Origin of the sequence: Psychroserpens jangbogonensis (assembly GCF_000797465.1) — a bacterium.
Lineage (GTDB): Bacteria > Bacteroidota > Bacteroidia > Flavobacteriales > Flavobacteriaceae > Psychroserpens > Psychroserpens jangbogonensis.
Genome location: NZ_JSWG01000001.1, coordinates 387,354 through 403,538 on the forward strand (window position 1 = coordinate 387,354; position 16,185 = coordinate 403,538).

At 32.5% G+C, this 16,185-nt stretch carries 16 protein-coding genes and 1 tRNA gene; 10 read left to right on the forward strand and 7 right to left on the reverse strand.

The window, feature by feature from the left end; all coding sequences use genetic code 11:
- The first annotated feature begins 72 nt into the window (after positions 1 to 72).
- The 5 genes from folP to RH81_RS01875 are packed head-to-tail and all read left to right on the forward strand — an operon-like array spanning position 73 to position 3,961.
- Positions 73 to 843, forward strand: coding sequence for a dihydropteroate synthase (folP, locus tag RH81_RS01855; RefSeq protein ID WP_052172371.1), 771 nt, complete (start codon positions 73 to 75; stop codon positions 841 to 843).
- Positions 843 to 1,532: a hypothetical protein gene (locus RH81_RS16285; protein WP_152604762.1), complete on the forward strand. Its 690-nt coding sequence runs from the start codon at positions 843 to 845 to the stop codon at positions 1,530 to 1,532. Before folP ends, RH81_RS16285 begins: the two co-directional genes overlap by 1 nt.
- A gap of 35 nt (positions 1,533 to 1,567) precedes the next feature.
- Positions 1,568 to 2,350: a diadenylate cyclase CdaA gene (gene cdaA, locus RH81_RS01865; protein WP_033956707.1), complete on the forward strand. Its 783-nt coding sequence runs from the start codon at positions 1,568 to 1,570 to the stop codon at positions 2,348 to 2,350.
- A 1-nt stretch (position 2,351) separates the two neighbouring features.
- Positions 2,352 to 3,140 carry a DUF3667 domain-containing protein gene (locus RH81_RS01870; RefSeq protein WP_033956710.1) on the forward strand — a complete coding sequence of 263 codons (789 nt, stop codon included), beginning with the start codon at positions 2,352 to 2,354 and terminating at the stop codon, positions 3,138 to 3,140.
- A gap of 20 nt (positions 3,141 to 3,160) precedes the next feature.
- Entirely contained in the window at positions 3,161 to 3,961 is an 801-nt protein-coding gene (locus RH81_RS01875; RefSeq protein ID WP_033956713.1) for a DUF3667 domain-containing protein, read from the forward strand.
- A gap of 1 nt (position 3,962) precedes the next feature.
- Here the strand turns inward: RH81_RS01875 and RH81_RS01880 are convergent, their stop codons facing one another.
- Both RH81_RS01880 and truA read right to left on the reverse strand, forming a co-directional pair.
- The gene (locus tag RH81_RS01880; protein ID WP_033956715.1) at positions 3,963 to 5,729 is read right to left on the reverse strand and encodes an ABC transporter ATP-binding protein; all 1,767 of its coding nucleotides are present in this window, start codon (positions 5,727 to 5,729) and stop codon (positions 3,963 to 3,965) included.
- Positions 5,730 to 6,470 carry a tRNA pseudouridine(38-40) synthase TruA gene (gene truA / locus RH81_RS01885; RefSeq protein WP_033956718.1) on the reverse strand — a complete coding sequence of 247 codons (741 nt, stop codon included), beginning with the start codon at positions 6,468 to 6,470 and terminating at the stop codon, positions 5,730 to 5,732.
- A 103-nt stretch (positions 6,471 to 6,573) separates the two neighbouring features.
- On the opposite strand from truA, the gene RH81_RS01890 reads away from it, so the two are divergent.
- A complete protein-coding gene (locus RH81_RS01890) occupies positions 6,574 to 7,071 on the forward strand; it encodes a metallophosphoesterase family protein (RefSeq protein WP_033956723.1) in 498 nt (165 codons plus the stop codon).
- 66 nt (positions 7,072 to 7,137) lie between these two features.
- Here the strand turns inward: RH81_RS01890 and RH81_RS01895 are convergent, their stop codons facing one another.
- Positions 7,138 to 7,548: a DUF4293 domain-containing protein gene (locus RH81_RS01895; protein ID WP_033956725.1), complete on the reverse strand. Its 411-nt coding sequence runs from the start codon at positions 7,546 to 7,548 to the stop codon at positions 7,138 to 7,140.
- 218 nt (positions 7,549 to 7,766) lie between these two features.
- Between RH81_RS01895 and rho the strand changes: the two genes are divergently transcribed.
- Positions 7,767 to 9,500: a transcription termination factor Rho gene (gene rho, locus RH81_RS01900; protein ID WP_033956727.1), complete on the forward strand. Its 1,734-nt coding sequence runs from the start codon at positions 7,767 to 7,769 to the stop codon at positions 9,498 to 9,500.
- A 137-nt stretch (positions 9,501 to 9,637) separates the two neighbouring features.
- Here the strand turns inward: rho and rpsT are convergent, their stop codons facing one another.
- The 3 genes from rpsT to proS all read right to left on the reverse strand — a co-directional run bounded on the left by rpsT (position 9,638) and on the right by proS (position 11,613).
- Positions 9,638 to 9,892, reverse strand: a complete 255-nt coding sequence (rpsT, locus tag RH81_RS01905; RefSeq protein WP_033956729.1) for a 30S ribosomal protein S20 — start codon at positions 9,890 to 9,892, stop codon at positions 9,638 to 9,640.
- 25 nt (positions 9,893 to 9,917) lie between these two features.
- Positions 9,918 to 9,989, reverse strand: a tRNA-Glu gene (locus tag RH81_RS01910).
- Positions 9,990 to 10,134: 145 nt separating this feature from the next.
- Positions 10,135 to 11,613, reverse strand: a complete 1,479-nt coding sequence (proS, locus tag RH81_RS01915) for a proline--tRNA ligase (RefSeq protein ID WP_033956731.1) — start codon at positions 11,611 to 11,613, stop codon at positions 10,135 to 10,137.
- A 100-nt stretch (positions 11,614 to 11,713) separates the two neighbouring features.
- On the opposite strand from proS, the gene RH81_RS01920 reads away from it, so the two are divergent.
- The 3 genes from RH81_RS01920 (at position 11,714) to RH81_RS01930 (ending at position 15,533) form a co-directional block, all read left to right on the forward strand.
- Positions 11,714 to 12,649, forward strand: coding sequence for a hypothetical protein (locus tag RH81_RS01920; protein ID WP_152604763.1), 936 nt, complete (start codon positions 11,714 to 11,716; stop codon positions 12,647 to 12,649).
- A gap of 269 nt (positions 12,650 to 12,918) precedes the next feature.
- A complete protein-coding gene (locus tag RH81_RS16880) occupies positions 12,919 to 13,980 on the forward strand; it encodes a hypothetical protein (RefSeq protein WP_033956735.1) in 1,062 nt (353 codons plus the stop codon).
- Between the two features lie 35 nt (positions 13,981 to 14,015).
- The gene (locus RH81_RS01930) at positions 14,016 to 15,533 is read left to right on the forward strand and encodes an OmpP1/FadL family transporter (protein WP_033956737.1); all 1,518 of its coding nucleotides are present in this window, start codon (positions 14,016 to 14,018) and stop codon (positions 15,531 to 15,533) included.
- Between the two features lie 189 nt (positions 15,534 to 15,722).
- Here the strand turns inward: RH81_RS01930 and RH81_RS01935 are convergent.
- Positions 15,723 to 16,185: T9SS type B sorting domain-containing protein (locus RH81_RS01935; protein WP_033956740.1), on the reverse strand; the 463-nt coding region annotated here is incomplete at its 5' end.

Genomic DNA, 16,185 nt, shown 5'->3' on the forward strand with positions numbered 1-16,185 from the left:
CGATACTATATAGTTTTGAGCAAAACCATCAATTGTAAAGGACAGTTAATTGACCTGAGCCAGCCAAAAGTTATGGGCATTTTAAATGTGACACCAGATTCGTTTTACGATGGTGGTCGCTTTAGAAATTCGTCTGCAGTTATGCGCCAAGTAGATCAGATGCTAGAAGAAGGAGCTACTTTTATTGATGTTGGTGCTTACAGCTCTAAACCAAACGCAGATGACGTAAGTGAGGCTGAAGAATTACAGCGTATTTTACCAGTAGTCGATCTTGTTATTAAAAATTTCCCTGAAGTAGTGCTATCTATCGATACCTTTAGAAGTAATGTTGCAAAACAATGTATTGAAGCTGGAGCGAGTTTGATTAATGATATTTCAGCAGGACATTTGGATGATACTATGATTGAAACGGTTGCTAAACTGAAAGTTCCTTATATCATGATGCACATGAGAGGAAATCCGAAAACCATGCAGCAGCAAACTAATTATGACAATTTAGTTAAGGAAATGCTTTCTTATTTTTCTGAACGAATAGCCAAAGCAAGAGCCTTAGGAATAGTTGATATGATAATCGATCCTGGTTTTGGGTTTGCCAAAACTGTAGAACAAAATTACGAACTACTGAATAAATTAGAGCTTTTAAAAATGACCGACTTACCTATTTTAGTCGGTGTTTCCAGAAAGTCGATGATTTACAAAACATTGGACACTTCAGCTGAAGAAGCCTTAAACGGAACCACAGTGCTCAATACGATAGCATTACAAAAAGGAGCAAAAATCTTGAGAGTTCACGATGTTAAGGAAGCGATGGAATGTATAAAACTAACACAACAATTGCATTAATGAGATATTTATTTGTTTTAGCTCTAGCCCTTTTGATGTTTTCCTGCGGAAATGAAAAATCGGTATTATTACCAGAAATAGAAAACGCAAAAGTCACCGAAATACTTGACGTTTCTCCTGCTTATCTTTTTTATGATGAAACACAACCAGATAGTTTAGAGCTCAACCGAAAAAATTTAATTGGCACTACAAATTGGTTATTTAATGTGGACAAACGACTGACATTAGAACAAGCGATTCCTAAAATTAAATTCTTGCAAAATAAAAAGCGTAATGCTGAAGTACATAAAAATGAAAATGCGAAAAACTATTATACCTGCAATGATACGAGCATTCAAAATTTAGGATTTATTGAGTTTACAGATGTTGTTTATCAAAATATTTCTCTTCAAGACTATTTTAAAAACAAAAAACGCCATGAAACATTGAGTTTAGCTTTGAACGTAATTTCAATCAATAACTATAGTTTAGAGTCCTTTTCTAACGAGAATTCAAACACTGAGGTTTTTTCTAAAATAGAAGATGTAATTAATAAAATAAAAACACACTTTAAAACGGAACAGGATCTAAAGCTTTATTCACTATTTCATTCTAAATTAAGTTTTCAGGAATACATAACTATCAAATCTAAAATCCAAGACATTGAATACGAAGGAATTCCAATAGATAAAAACGAATTCATTTATTAAGCATATTTTGTTAAATTTACAGAAACACCTTTGCATTGGATAAATTCAAATTTTGGGATTTTGGTATTATAGATTTTATCGACGTATTTCTCGTCGCTATCTTACTCTACTACATCTATAAGCTTGTAAAAGGAACCGTTGCCATCAATATTTTTATAGGAATCATCATCATCTATGCCGTTTGGAAAGTCACAAACCTTTTGGAGATGCAAATGCTTCATAATATTTTTGATGGATTCATGAAGGTTGGAATTATTGCTTTAATTGTCGTGTTTCAGCCAGAAATTAGGAAATTCCTATTGATGGTTGGATCTACAAATTTAAGCGGAAGAGGAAAATTGTTCAGTAAAATGAAATTCCTTAAAAACGATATTGAGACTGAAACTAATGTAGATGCCATTGTAGATGCTTGTCATAAAATGGGAAGTACAAAAACTGGAGCGCTTATCGTTTTAGAACGTAATAACAATTTAGATTTTCTGGTGAGTACTGGTGACGCAATGAATATTAAAGTTACCCAACCGATCATAGAAAGTATCTTCTTTAAAAATAGTCCGTTGCATGATGGTGCTGTTATAATTGAAAATAATACGGTTAAAGCAACACGAGTTATTCTTCCGGTAAATAATGAGAAAAACATTCCTCAACGATTTGGTTTGAGACATAGAGCAGCAGTTGGTATTACTGAAAAAACTGATGCCATTGCGCTAGTTGTTAGTGAAGAAACTGGACAAATATCTTATATAATTAATGGCGAGTTTGTTATGTTTGAAAACATAGATGAGCTACTTAACCTTTTAAAGAAAGATTTGATGTAATATGGAATGTAAAAACTGTAATACATCTTTAAGTAAGCTTATTAATTATTGTCCGCTCTGTGGTGCTAAAATTGTAAAAAAGCGATTGACGTTTAAAAACCTTTCTGTCGATATTACCGAACAATTTTTAAATATTGACAACAAGTTTCTAAAAACCTTTCTTCATTTATTTACCAAACCTGAGTTGGTGATAAATGGATTTATTGATGGAACTCGAAAAAAATACATTAATGTAATTCAATATTTTGCTGTAGCACTAACGTTAGTAGGTATACAAGTGTTTTTGATGAATACCTTCTTTCAAGAAGCCTTACAATTAGACAACGAGTTTTTAAAAGGCTTAGAAGGAAGTTCTAATTCTAAGAACAACCCATTTGCTTCTTTTGATTTTGAAGAGTATAATAATTATCAAAGTATTGTTTATATACTAAGTGTACCAATAGCTACAATCGCAACATGGATTGCTTACTATGTAATTGGATTACGACGACTTAATTTCACAGAACACCTAGTTCTCAATTTGTATTATTCTGCTCAAATAATCATTGTTACAGCAGTTTTGAGTATTCTATTTTTATGCTTTGGATTTGATTATTTAATGATTTCCGGATTCATTTCTGTACTTACTTTTGGTTACTTATTTTTTGTGCTAAAAAGAGTATTTAATACTCCTTTTGGGGAAACTGTATTGCACTTTTTGTTAATCATGGTAGCTTACTTTATTTTGTTTATGATAATCATGTTGATTGCGGTTGCCATAGGAATTATATATGTTTTACTTAACAAATAACAATTTATAAATACGATCAAATGAATTGTAAAAATTGTCATACCGAACTTACTGAAGGCAGCGACTTTTGTAATAGCTGTGGTGGAAAAGTCATTAGAAACCGCTTAAGTTTTAAAAATCTTTTTGAGCACATAAGTGAAACATTTTTCAATTATGACAATAAACTTTTAAGAACATTTATTCACTTATTTAAAAAACCGGAAGTTGTAATTGATAGTTACGTTCAAGGTATTAGAAAGCGATATGTAAATCCAGTTAGTTTTTTCGGTATCATATTAACTATAAATGGGTTAAACGTATTTATAATTAGCAAATTCTATAAAAAATATCTTGACGCGACTAACTTATTAGGAGACATAAATTCAGCAAATAATGAGGCAACAAAAAAAATAATGGAGATGTCTTCGGATATTTCATTAGAATATGCTTCTATATTTTTTTCTATGTTAATTCCGCTTTCTGCATTAATAAGTTGGATTGTATTTTTTAACAAAAAATATAATTACACAGAACATATCATTTTATATTTATACAGTATGTCTGTATATTCAATTATCACAGTCGTATTGGGTCAATTAATATTAGCAATTATACCTGAAAAATATTTGCTTTTTGGTACAGCAATGTATCTGTTCCTTTTTCTCTATCATTGCTATATTCTAACAAGATTATTTAAGTTAAGTTTTCGGCAACTCTTCCTTAAAATACTTCTGTTTACCACCTTGTTTTTCATAAGTTATATAGGTTTTTCCATCTTGTCAGTTATAGCGCTTTTATTAACTGGCACAGTTGAATTACAAGATTTCCAACCTATACAGTAACTTAAACTGCTTCAATCTTTAGAAACTGAACTTCATATAGATTTCTGTAGTACCCATCTTCTTTTTTAAGGAGTTCTTCGTGTGTGCCTTTTTCAACAATATAGCCTTCATCCATAACAATAATTTGATCAGCTTTTTGGACTGTCGCTAAACGATGTGCAATAACAATTGAGGTTCTATCCTTAGTGATTTTGTCAGTTGCATCTTGGATCAATTGCTCAGAATAAGAATCGACAGAAGACGTGGCTTCATCTAAAACCAAAATACTTGGATTAGTTACATAAGCACGTAAAAATGAAATTAATTGACGCTGGCCAGAAGATAGCATCACACCTCTTTCCTTTACATTATACTGATAACCATTAGGCAAGCTCATAATAAAATCGTGAATACCAATATCTTTTGCAGCTTGTTGAACTTGAGCTTCGGTGATGTTCGGATTTTTAAGTGTAATATTATTTAAGATGGTATCTGCAAAAAGGAATACATCCTGCAAAACAACAGCAATTTGAGCACGAAGCGATTTTAGAGTTAAACTTTTAATATCAACACCATCAATACAAATCGTTCCATGTTGAATGTCGTAGAAACGGTTTAATAGATTAATAATTGTAGATTTCCCAGCACCTGTTGCTCCAACAATTGCAACAGTATCTCCTGCTTTGACCTCTAAAGAAATACCTTTTAGCACTTCTTCATCTTCTATATAAGAAAAATGCACCTCTTTAAATGTAAGGTCTCCTTTAAATTCGGAAGCCACTGTTGTTCCTTTATCAACTATTTGAGATGAAGTATCCAAGACTTTAAACACACGATCTGCTGCGACCATTCCCATTTGAAGCGTATTGAATTTATTAGCTATTTGATTTAATGGTCTGAATAACATAGGAACAAACATGATGAAAGCAAACAGATCGCCTTCACTAGCTGTACCATTCATAACAACTCCAATACCTCCAACCCAAATAATGGTTCCCAAGGTAATTGAAGATAAGAAATCTGCTATTGGAAAAAACACAGAGTTGTACCAAACTGTTTTTAACCAACCTTTTTTATGGCGTTCGTTAATTGCTTTAAACTTTTTATATTCGGTATCTTCACGTGTAAACAACTGAAGGATTTTCATTCCAGTTACACGTTCTTGAACAAATGAATTAAGGTTAGACACTTCTGTTCGTACTTCTTCAAAAGCACGTTTCATATATCTTTGAAAAATCTTCGTCGCAAATAACACGATTGGCATGGTGACAAAAGCAATAAGACTCAATTTCCAATTCATATAAAACATCATTCCACCAACAACCAACATTTTTAATACATCACTAAAAATCATAAAAAGTCCTTGTCCGAAAATATCAGCAATTCGTTCCATGTCTGTTACAGTTCTTGTAATAAGTACGCCTACTGAAGATTTATCGTAATACTTCATTTTAAATCTAAGCACATGCTCATAAAGTTTTACTCTAATATCTTTGACTACAGACTGTCCCAACCAACTCGCATAATAAATAAATAACAATTGGCTTATTACTTCAAGTATAAGTAAAACAAGCATTGCAATGATGTAAAACAAAAAGCCATCGTATTCTTTTAAAACGACATGCTTATCAATGGCTTGTTGCAAAACATAAGGTCTCGAAGCTCCAAACACAGCGAGTCCAACAACACAAACCAATGATACAAAAAACACAAATTTGTATGGTTTTATATGCTGTAACAATCGCTTGAAAAGTGAAACATCAAAAACTTTTTTCTTTTCGTCTGCCATTTAAATATTTATAGTATTAGGGTATTCAATTTTTGTTAAATATAATCCATGAGCAGGAACTGAAAAACCAGCCTCTCCTCTATTCTTTGATTTAATAATATTATGTAAATCCTCAACATTCATCTTTCCGATACCAATATTTATCATGGTTCCTACAATTGCTCGAACCATATTTCTTAAAAATCGGTCTGCCTTTATTGTAAAAAATAGTTGATCATCTTTACATTCCCATTGTGAGAACATTATGTTACAATTATACGTTTTTACATCTGTATGAACTTTAGAAAAGCATTGAAAATCGTTATACTTCAATAGAATTTCGCAAGCTTCGTTCATAGCCTTCAAATCTAAATGCTTATGATGTGAAAAAGCAAAATCAGAATTAAATACATTTTTTTGTTGAGAAACCTTATAGATATAAGTTCTGCTCGATGCATCAAAACGTGCATGCGCTTCATCTTTAACTTGAAAGATATTATGAATCGCAATATCGTTTGGTAAAAATGAATTCAGTTTAAAAAGTAACTTATCTTCGACTAAACTATCCGTATCAAAATGTGCAAACATTTGTGAAGCATGCACTCCAGCATCTGTTCTTCCAGCTCCCATAACAGAAATTTTAGATCGCAACAATTTTGAAAGTGCATTATCTAAGACTTCCTGAACCGAAATAGCATTAGGTTGAATTTGCCAACCATGATATGCTTTTCCATTATATGATAATTCAATAAAATATCTCAAGTAATCCTGTATTTTTGTAAAAGCACAAAGATAATTAGTTTTAACAGTATTTATCTTAGATTAACATAATTAAAAGATTTCTACTTTTTAGTAGACAACATTTATGACAAAAATCCTTTTACTTTCTGATACACATAGTTATATCGACAAGGATATATTGAAATATGTCAAACAAGCCGATGAAGTATGGCATGCTGGTGATATTGGTGATTTAAAGGTAACAGATGCCATTCAAAAACTAAAACCTTTGCGTGCTGTTTATGGAAATATCGACGATGCTAAAGCCAGAGTTGAATTCCCTGAAAACAATCGGTTTATGTGTGAAGACGTTGATGTTTGGATGACACATATTGGTGGCTATCCTCCAAAATACAATATGAGAACACGGGGTTTTATTAAAGCTAATCCGCCTCGCATTTTTATTTGTGGACATTCACATATTCTGAAAGTCATGCCAGACAAACGGTATAATTTACTTCATATGAATCCAGGAGCCGTTGGCAAACATGGTTTTCATAAAGTACGAACAATGCTCCGATTTACAATTGATGGAAAGACTATTGATAATTTGGAAGTCATTGAATTCCCAAAACGACATTAGGACTAATAAAAAAACCCAAGGTCTTCACCTTGGGTTTACGCACTAAAATAATTAAGATAATAGGGTTTATCGCAATCTATCAACAGATTTGACAAGATCTTCATCCTTTTTTATGGCTTTATTGGCCAAGACCAATAACACGATAGATAAAATAGGTATGAATATCCCAACACCCTTCTCAGAGATGTTACTCTCTCCAGGTGGTATTAGTAATTGATACACAAAAAATCCTAATAAAATAAAGTTTAATATTATATTGAGTCGTCCCATAACAAATTGAAACTTCCTGTTTTTAAAACTAAAAATCGAAATTAAAGATAATAAAGCAGATCCTAAAAACAAACCTAAATACAAGTATTCGTCTTTTGCAAATACAAGAACATCCTCACTGTTTGTCCACAAGTGCAGTACAAATATTAAGCCAGCAGACACAGCAGCCGATAATATAAGGTATATGGATTGTATACGTTGAATCATTTATTATTATGAATAATGAGGCACAAAATTAATAGTTTCTTTTAAAAGATGTATTAAATTTTAAAAATAAAATTGTATTATTGCATATATAATTTGTTACCAACAGTGTAACAGCTTATTAATCTTCCGATTTTTTTCAAATTTTTCCCCTAAACACATTTTCAGAAAAGTAAGGATTAAATCAAATTCAGTTTATAAAACTTAATTACTAAACATACATGTTCGAAATTTCCGAATTAAAAGCAAAAAAGCTTCCTGAACTTCAGGAAATAGCTCAAAAATTAAATGTTCCAAAATACCGCAGTTTAAAAAAATTAGATTTAGTTTATCAAATTCTTGATTTTCAGGCAGCTAATCCAGATGCTGTAAAAAAAGAAGTTATAAAAGAAACTCCTAAACAGGAACCAAAAAAACCTGTGCAACAGAACAAACCTGCGCAGGAAAGAAAGCCTAGAGAACGAGTTCAGAAAAAACCTGAACAAAATTCTACTCAACAAAAAATGGAATTAGATGATAAAAAGGACACCAAACCGTCTAATACTGATTCTACTGATGAAAAGGACAATAAGAATACTCAAACCAACAATCAGAGTAACGATAATCGTTCTAAAGAGTCAAATGACAACAAGCCGAATCCTCGCCAAAAGGATGACAATAAGCCGAATCCTCGTCAGAAAGAAAGCAATAAGCCGAATCCTCGTCAGAAGGATGACAGCAAACCAAACCCTCGACAAAAGGATAGCAATAGACCAAATCCTCGCCAAAAGGATGGTAACGTTCATAAAAACAACGGAAACAAAGACAATCGTAATCGCTACAGAGAACCAGATTTTGAATTTGATGCAATAATAGAAAGTGAAGGTGTTTTAGACATCATGCAAGATGGTTATGGATTTTTACGTTCATCTGATTATAACTATTTATCATCTCCTGATGATATTTATGTATCGCAATCTCAAATTAGATTATTTGGATTAAAAGTTGGTGATACTGTTTTTGGAAATGTACGCCCACCAAAAGAAGGTGAAAAATATTTTCCATTAATCAAGGTAAGTAAAATTAATGGCCAGAGTCCAAATGTTGTAAGAGATCGTGTTGCTTTTGAGCATTTAACGCCTTTATTTCCACAAGAGAAATTTAATCTAGCTGAAAAGCAAGCAACTATATCTACTCGTATTATGGATTTGTTCGCTCCAATAGGAAAAGGACAACGTGGTATGATTGTATCACAACCTAAAACAGGTAAAACAATGTTACTTAAGGATGTTGCAAATGCAATTGCAGCAAACCACCCTGAAGTTTATCAAATGATTTTATTAATTGATGAACGTCCAGAAGAGGTAACAGATATGCAACGTAATGTTCGTGGTGAAGTAATTGCTTCAACTTTTGATAAAGAAGCACACGAGCATGTTAAGATTGCGAATATCGTATTAGAAAAAGCAAAACGTTTGGTAGAATGTGGCCACGATGTGGTAATTCTTTTAGATTCAATTACACGTTTAGCAAGAGCTTATAACTCAGTACAACCTGCTTCTGGTAAAATCTTAAGTGGTGGTGTTGATGCTAATGCTTTACACAAACCAAAACGTTTCTTTGGTGCTGCTCGTAATATTGAAAATGGAGGTTCATTAACAATTATTGCAACTGCACTTACTGAAACAGGTTCTAAAATGGATGAAGTAATTTTTGAAGAATTCAAAGGGACTGGTAATATGGAATTACAATTAGATCGTAAAATATCTAATCGTAGAATCTTCCCAGCTATTGATTTAACTTCATCAAGTACAAGACGTGATGATATTTTATTAGACCCAACAACAATAAAGAGAATGTGGGTGATGCGTAAATATTTAGCTGATATGAATCCGGTTGAAGCGATGGAATTTATTAATGACCGTTTCAAACAGACAAGAAATAATGAAGAGTTTTTAATTTCTATGAATGGATAGATATTGAATTTATTACATATTAAAAAAGCCTTGAATTAATAATTCAAGGCTTTTTTCTTTTTAGTTACTTTCTCCTTTTAAGGAAACAAAAAAAGCTTCTCTTTAGAGAAGCTTTACAAATGTCTTAAGGCAAAACCTTACTTTAACGTCGCAACGTGCTTAGTTAAGTTAGATTTGATGTTAGCAGCTTTGTTATTATGTATAACATTATGCTTAGCTAACTTATCTACCATTGAAATGACAGAAGGTAAAAATGCCTTAGCATCTTTAGCTTTTTCCATTTCACGTAACTTTTTGATAGCATTACGAGTCGTTTTATGCTGATATCTATTAGTTAAACGTTTTGATTCGTTACTTCTTATTCTCTTTAAAGCAGACTTATGATTTGCCATTGTATTATTTTCTTATTAAAAATTGTAGCCCGTAGGGGAATCGAACCCCTCTTACATGGATGAAAACCATGCGTCCTAGCCGATAGACGAACGGGCCATTTGATTAAAATTCAGTAGTAAGTTTATAATTTTTTTAATGATAAACTCACATTTCAAATGAACATGCAATTATCCATTGCGGATGCAAAAATACAACTATTTTTAAATGTTGCAACACCTTGCTAAAGTTTTTTGAAAAAAAATTAATATGCTTTAGCAAATAAGACTCTTCTACTTGAAGTTTTCCCAGTGTAAACGCACTTTCCTTCTTCATATTTTACATCAGAAGGAATACATCTAATAGTCGCTTTTGTTATTTCTTTAATCTTAAGTTCAGTTTCTTCAGTTCCATCCCAATGTGCTGAAATAAATCCTGTTTTAGTTTTTAAAACTTCTTTAAATGTTTCAAAATCATCTACTTCAGTAGTATGAGAATCTCTAAAATTTAAAGCTTTAGTAAATAATTCTTCTTGAATTGTTTTTAATAAACCATCTACTTTAGCAACCAAATCAGACATCTCAACAATTTCTTTTGTCAAAGTATCACGTCTAGCTAGCTCGATTGTTCCATTTTCTAGATCTTTAGGTCCAATAGCAATTCTCAAAGGTACACCTTGCAATTCATGTTGAGCAAACTTTGCTCCTGGTCTATGCGTAGTTCTGCCATCAAATTTACATGAAACGCCTTTCGCTTTTAATTCTTGAATAATACCATTAGCTTTTTCCGTAATAATATCTAATTGCTCATCAGTTTTATAAATTGGTACAATAACTACTTGTGATGGCGCTAAATTTGGAGGTAACACTAAACCTTTATCATCACTGTGGGTCATTATTAAAGCTCCCACCAATCGTGTAGAAACTCCCCAAGAAGTCGCCCAAACATAATCAAGTTTGCCTTCATTGTTTGTAAACTTAACATCAAAGGCTTTCGCAAAATTCTGTCCTAAAAAATGGGATGTACCAGCTTGAAGTGCTTTTCCATCTTGCATTAAAGCTTCAATACAATAAGTTTCTAATGCTCCTGCAAAACGTTCACTTTCAGTTTTAACACCTTTTACAACAGGAATTGCCATAAAATTTTCTGCAAAATCTGCGTATACGTTGTTCATTAATTCTGCCTCTACTAAAGCTTCCTTTTTTGTGGCATGTGCTGTGTGACCTTCTTGCCATAAAAATTCAGCAGTTCGAAGAAATAAACGTGTTCTCATTTCCCATCTCACAACATTTGCCCATTGGTTAATTAGAATTGGCAAATCTCTATAACTTTGAATCCATCCTTTATAAGTGCTCCATATAATTGCTTCACTCGTTGGCCTTACAATTAACTCTTCTTCCAGTTTTGCATCAGGATCCACACGTAATTTCCCTTCATTATCAGGATCGTTTTGCAATCTATAATGTGTAACAACCGCACACTCTTTGGCAAAACCTTCAGCGTTTTTCTCTTCTGCCTCAAATAGGCTTTTAGGAACAAAAAGAGGGAAATAAGCATTTTGATGACCTGTTTCTTTAAACATTCGGTCAAGCTCTGCTTGCATTTTTTCCCATATTGCGTAGCCATAAGGTTTGATAACCATACAACCACGAACTGCGGAATTTTCTGCTAAATCAGCCTTGACAACCAATTCGTTATACCATTTTGAATAGTCTTCTGCTCTACTTGTAAGATTTTTACTCATTTTTATTTTTTTGGCACAAAAGTTGTGATTTCTAAATCAGAAATTAGTTTAGCAAAATTAACCATTTTTTATAATGTTTAACAATAAAAAAACAAAGGATATGGAATTAAAAAACTACTCAAAAACAAAATCTCAATTTCTAATTCTGTTAGGTCTTAGTTTTATTTTAGCCTCATGCAGTTCCACTAGAGATTTCAACTCAAAAAATGCCATAACAGATATTGGACAGGAGAGTGACTATCAAAACTATTTTAATGATAAAGTAAATGAATATGAGACGTCAAATTATTATGACAACCTATATTTTACTGATTTAATTACCAACAGAGCAAATTACTTTAGCGGAAGATCTCTTTTTGGACAATATCAATATACAGGCCGTGGAAATAGATTTAACAATGTTACAATTAATAACATTGGTATAAATATCTATTCAGATTTTGCAATAAATAATCTTGGAAGAACTAATTGGGCTTGGACTTCTAATCACCTAGAATCTTGGGGTTGGATTAATAAAGGTTGGAATACGCCTTGGAACCAAAACAATTGGAGATCTGTTAGTAATTCTTGGAATGGACCAATTTGGAATTATTGGGGCTGGGATGGAGATCCTGAAAACAGTCTATGTGGCGGTGATAATTCTTGGTCTAGAGGATTAAGGTTTCCTGAATTTATTAAGAAAAGACATTCAGTATACCAACAATTTGCTAGTAATAGCAAAATTGTTTCCAATCAATACAGCGCATTAATGAGAGCGACAGTTATTAAAACTAAAAAAACTAGTATTAGATATGCTTCACTCACAAAACGCACGAATAGTGATTCGCCAAGATCTAGACCAAAATCTAAAACTGTAAGAACGAGTAATACTTCTTTATCATCAAACCAACATATAAGCAGCAATAGTTCTTCTACTCGATCTAAATCAAGAAGTAATTCAAAATCTACAGTAAGAAAATCTAGTAACAATAGTTCTATCACTAGAAGCTCTAGTTCTAGCTCTAATACATTAAGCCGTAAAAGCACAAAAAATTAAAAACTGTAAATTATCTTAACATTTAAATACAATAAAGCCTAGATATAAGAAATGTAGCTAGGCTTTATTATTTTATAGTCTGTTAAAAGTAGCCTAAAATTCAAAATCGTAGAAGCATTCAGATCTTACATCCTGTTAAATCAATTACATTTATAAGATTTCCAGTCAAATAGACTGGTTTGGCATAAAAATTGTGACTATGTTAAATAATGAAATAGTTCAGGAAAACTAACTATTTTTGTAATGTTCAACAATAAAAATTTATAAATATGCAATTCAATAACTACATTAAAACGAAATTGCCATTTTTTGTTGCACTTAGCTTAACCTTTGTTTTAGCTTCTTGTGGATCATACCAATATGTTGGGTATGAAAGTGATGGTATATATAGCGAAAGACAAGTCGCATATGAAGAACCTTCTGCCGTTACCGAAAACGAAACTACCACTAGCAGTGATGATAATAGTTATTATAAAAACTATTTTAATGAAAAAGCTAATCAATATAGTGACATACCAGATGATGAACGTGTAATCTTTACAGACATTGACTCGTATGAAGGTGATTATTCAGATGAATACCAAGAAGAAGACTCACAAAATGGATATGCAGGTTGGGGACAAGCTAGCAATAATATTACCATAAACTATATAGACAATGGTTGGAATAACTATTATGGATGGAATGGATATTATGGATGGAATAACTATTACGGATGGAATGGATATTACGGTTGGAATGGATACTACGGATGGAATGGATATTACGGTTGGAATGCTGGCTGGGGATATAACAATTATTGGTGTCCTCCAGGATACAATGGTTATTACTACAACAATCATAACCTAGCCTATAATTCAGGTCGAAGAGGTTCTAATTCGGCTTATGCAAATAGAAACTCTGTTACTAGGCGAAACACGTCTAATACAACACGCCGTAATTCTTCAACGGTCACAAGACGAAGTACAGCAAATACAAGAAATAATTTAGCGACTAGGTCTACAACTAGAAGAAATAATAGTTCTACAATTAGAAGAAATAATACAAGCACCAGATCTAGCAGCACTGTTAGACCAAGAAGCAACACTAGAAGCAACACTAGAAGCAACACTAGAAGCAACACTAGAAGCAACACTAGAAGCAACACTAGAAGCAACACTAGAAGCAATAGTAATGTTACTAGACCACGTTCAAGTGGCACGAGATCTAACACAAGGTCAACAACTCCTAGAAGGAGTAGTTCTTCTTCAACTAGAAGCTCTAGTAGTAGTTCAAGATCTTCAGGAACTTCTAGCTCATCAAGCAGAAGTAGTTCTAGTCGTCGCAGATAATAGAAATGTAATTTTCAACAATTAAAAAATTTAACATGAAAAAGTTAACTATACTAATGATAGGTGTCCTATCTATGTCTAATCTTGTTGCACAAGACATTTCTGATGCACTTAGATTTTCACAAGACAACATACAAGGTAGCGCTCGTTTTAGAGCTTTAAGCGGTGCTTTTGGCGCTCTTGGTGGTGATATGTCAGCGGTTAGTTTAAACCCTGCAGGATCTGCTATATTTAATAGAAGTCATGCTTCAATATCACTTTCTGGTTTGCATATTGATAATGACATATCTTATTTTAACGGTAGAAATTCTACATCAGAATCTAAAATAGATTTACATCAAGCTGGAGGTGTATTCGTGTTCGCCAATAATAATGATAATTCATCGTGGAAAAAATTTGTAATTAGCGTTGCCTACGACAAGACTGCTAATCATGATGACCAATGGTTTGCAAATGGTAGAAATACAAATTCTATAGACAATTACTTTTTAGATTATGCACAAGGTTTGAGACTTGATGAAATTAGCGCATTTCCAGGTGAAACAATATCACAAGCATATGCAGAAATAGGTTCTTTCTATGGGTATGACAATCAACAAGCTTTCTTAGGTTACGAATCGTACATACTAGAACCAGGAAATGATACTGATGCAAATTCTGTATACACATCAAATATAGGGTCTGGAACATTTAACCAACAATACGACTACATTTCTCGTGGATATAATGGTAAAGTTAGTTTTAATGCTGCTGCCCAATACGAAGACAAATTATATTTGGGAGTTAACTTAAATTCTCATTTTATTAATTATGATAGATTTACTTTCTTACGAGAAAGAAATTCTAATCCTGGCTCTTTAATTACTAATGTTGGTTTTGAAAACAATTTATTAACTACTGGTTATGGATTCTCTTTTCAATTAGGAGCAATACTTAAAGTAACAAAAGAATTAAGAGCTGGATTTACATATAATTCACCAACATGGTTTAATATATATGAAGAGACTACTCAAAGTATTTCTACTTTTGTTGATGATGTAGACGGGAGCTTTACAGCAAATGTAAACCCTAATATCATTAATGTATTTCCAGAATATAAATTGCGATCTCCTGGGAAAATTTCCGGAAGTCTTGCTTATGTTTTTGGAGATAAAGGTTTATTAAGTTTTGATTACTCAAGAAGAGATTATTCAAATATGGAGTTTAGACCTGAAAACGAATCTTTTTTTAGTTCTCAAAATAGAATTATTAGTGATGTATTCAAAGCAGCAAATACGTTTAGATTTGGTGGCGAATACAAATACAAACAAATTAGTTTTAGAGGTGGATATCGTTTTGAAGAAAGTCCATACAAAGATGATTCGTTTGTTGGAGATTTGACTGGTTATTCACTTGGCTTAGGTTATAACTTTGGTAACACAAGATTAGACTTAACATTTGATCAATCAGAAAGAACAGTTAACAATCCTTTGTATTCTGTTGGGCTAACTGATGCAGCTACAGTGGATGCTATTAATTCAAACGTTACACTTTCTTTAGCATTTAATCTCTAATAAAAACAACTTTATAATCGAAAATGCTAGATATGAATCTAGCATTTTTTTATTGTCCCAAACTGTTCAAAATTATAAATTAAATGCGCTTATAAGCTATTGTGAATTCCTAAATTGAATGATAATTAAATAAAAAAGGCTTTATGATTTCATAAAGCCTTTTCTTATAGTTTATAGTTTAAAACCTATCTACCTTTTCAGGGTGAAATGGGCTTTAAATTCTTTACGTTCTCCGGTATTTGGTTCATTGTACTCTACTACAAACCAGTAGTCACTCGTTGGCATTGGGTTTCCATTATAGGTACCATTCCAACCTTCACTTGAGGGACTTATCTGTTTTATTAGTTTTCCGTACCTGTCAAATATATAAATTTTTGCGCTTGGTTGGTCCGCAATACCTTTAATGTTCCATGTGTCATTATAACTATCTCCATTTGGTGTGAAAAACTTCGGGTAATCCATTACCGTTACCTTATCACTCGCAAATCCACAGCCTATCTTATCTCGTACATCTATATCATGCTCGCCGGCTGATACATCTGTAAAGGTATTACTATCCTGCCATGCTCCATCATCTAATCGATACTCATAATCGCCAGGTCCTGTAACTGTAACAACTATAATATGCAACTCTGAAAAGGCATCTGTTGTT

Bases quoted from the DNA above. Each gene is read 5' to 3' on its own strand.
- rpsT (WP_033956729.1), bottom strand. From the start codon at position 9,892: ATGGCAAATCATAAGTCTGCTTTAAAGAGAATAAGAAGTAACGAATCA.
- RH81_RS01890 (WP_033956723.1), top strand. From the start codon at position 6,574: ATGACAAAAATCCTTTTACTTTCTGATACACATAGTTATATCGACAAG.
- RH81_RS01920 (WP_152604763.1), top strand. From the start codon at position 11,714: ATGGAATTAAAAAACTACTCAAAAACAAAATCTCAATTTCTAATTCTG.
- RH81_RS16285 (WP_152604762.1), top strand. From the start codon at position 843: ATGAGATATTTATTTGTTTTAGCTCTAGCCCTTTTGATGTTTTCCTGC.
- RH81_RS01930 (WP_033956737.1), top strand. From the start codon at position 14,016: ATGAAAAAGTTAACTATACTAATGATAGGTGTCCTATCTATGTCTAAT.
- RH81_RS01875 (WP_033956713.1), top strand. From the start codon at position 3,161: ATGAATTGTAAAAATTGTCATACCGAACTTACTGAAGGCAGCGACTTT.
- RH81_RS01870 (WP_033956710.1), top strand. From the start codon at position 2,352: ATGGAATGTAAAAACTGTAATACATCTTTAAGTAAGCTTATTAATTAT.
- folP (WP_052172371.1), top strand. From the start codon at position 73: ATGGGCATTTTAAATGTGACACCAGATTCGTTTTACGATGGTGGTCGC.
- proS (WP_033956731.1), bottom strand. From the start codon at position 11,613: ATGAGTAAAAATCTTACAAGTAGAGCAGAAGACTATTCAAAATGGTAT.
- rho (WP_033956727.1), top strand. From the start codon at position 7,767: ATGTTCGAAATTTCCGAATTAAAAGCAAAAAAGCTTCCTGAACTTCAG.
- RH81_RS16880 (WP_033956735.1), top strand. From the start codon at position 12,919: ATGCAATTCAATAACTACATTAAAACGAAATTGCCATTTTTTGTTGCA.
- RH81_RS01880 (WP_033956715.1), bottom strand. From the start codon at position 5,729: ATGGCAGACGAAAAGAAAAAAGTTTTTGATGTTTCACTTTTCAAGCGA.
- RH81_RS01895 (WP_033956725.1), bottom strand. From the start codon at position 7,548: ATGATTCAACGTATACAATCCATATACCTTATATTATCGGCTGCTGTG.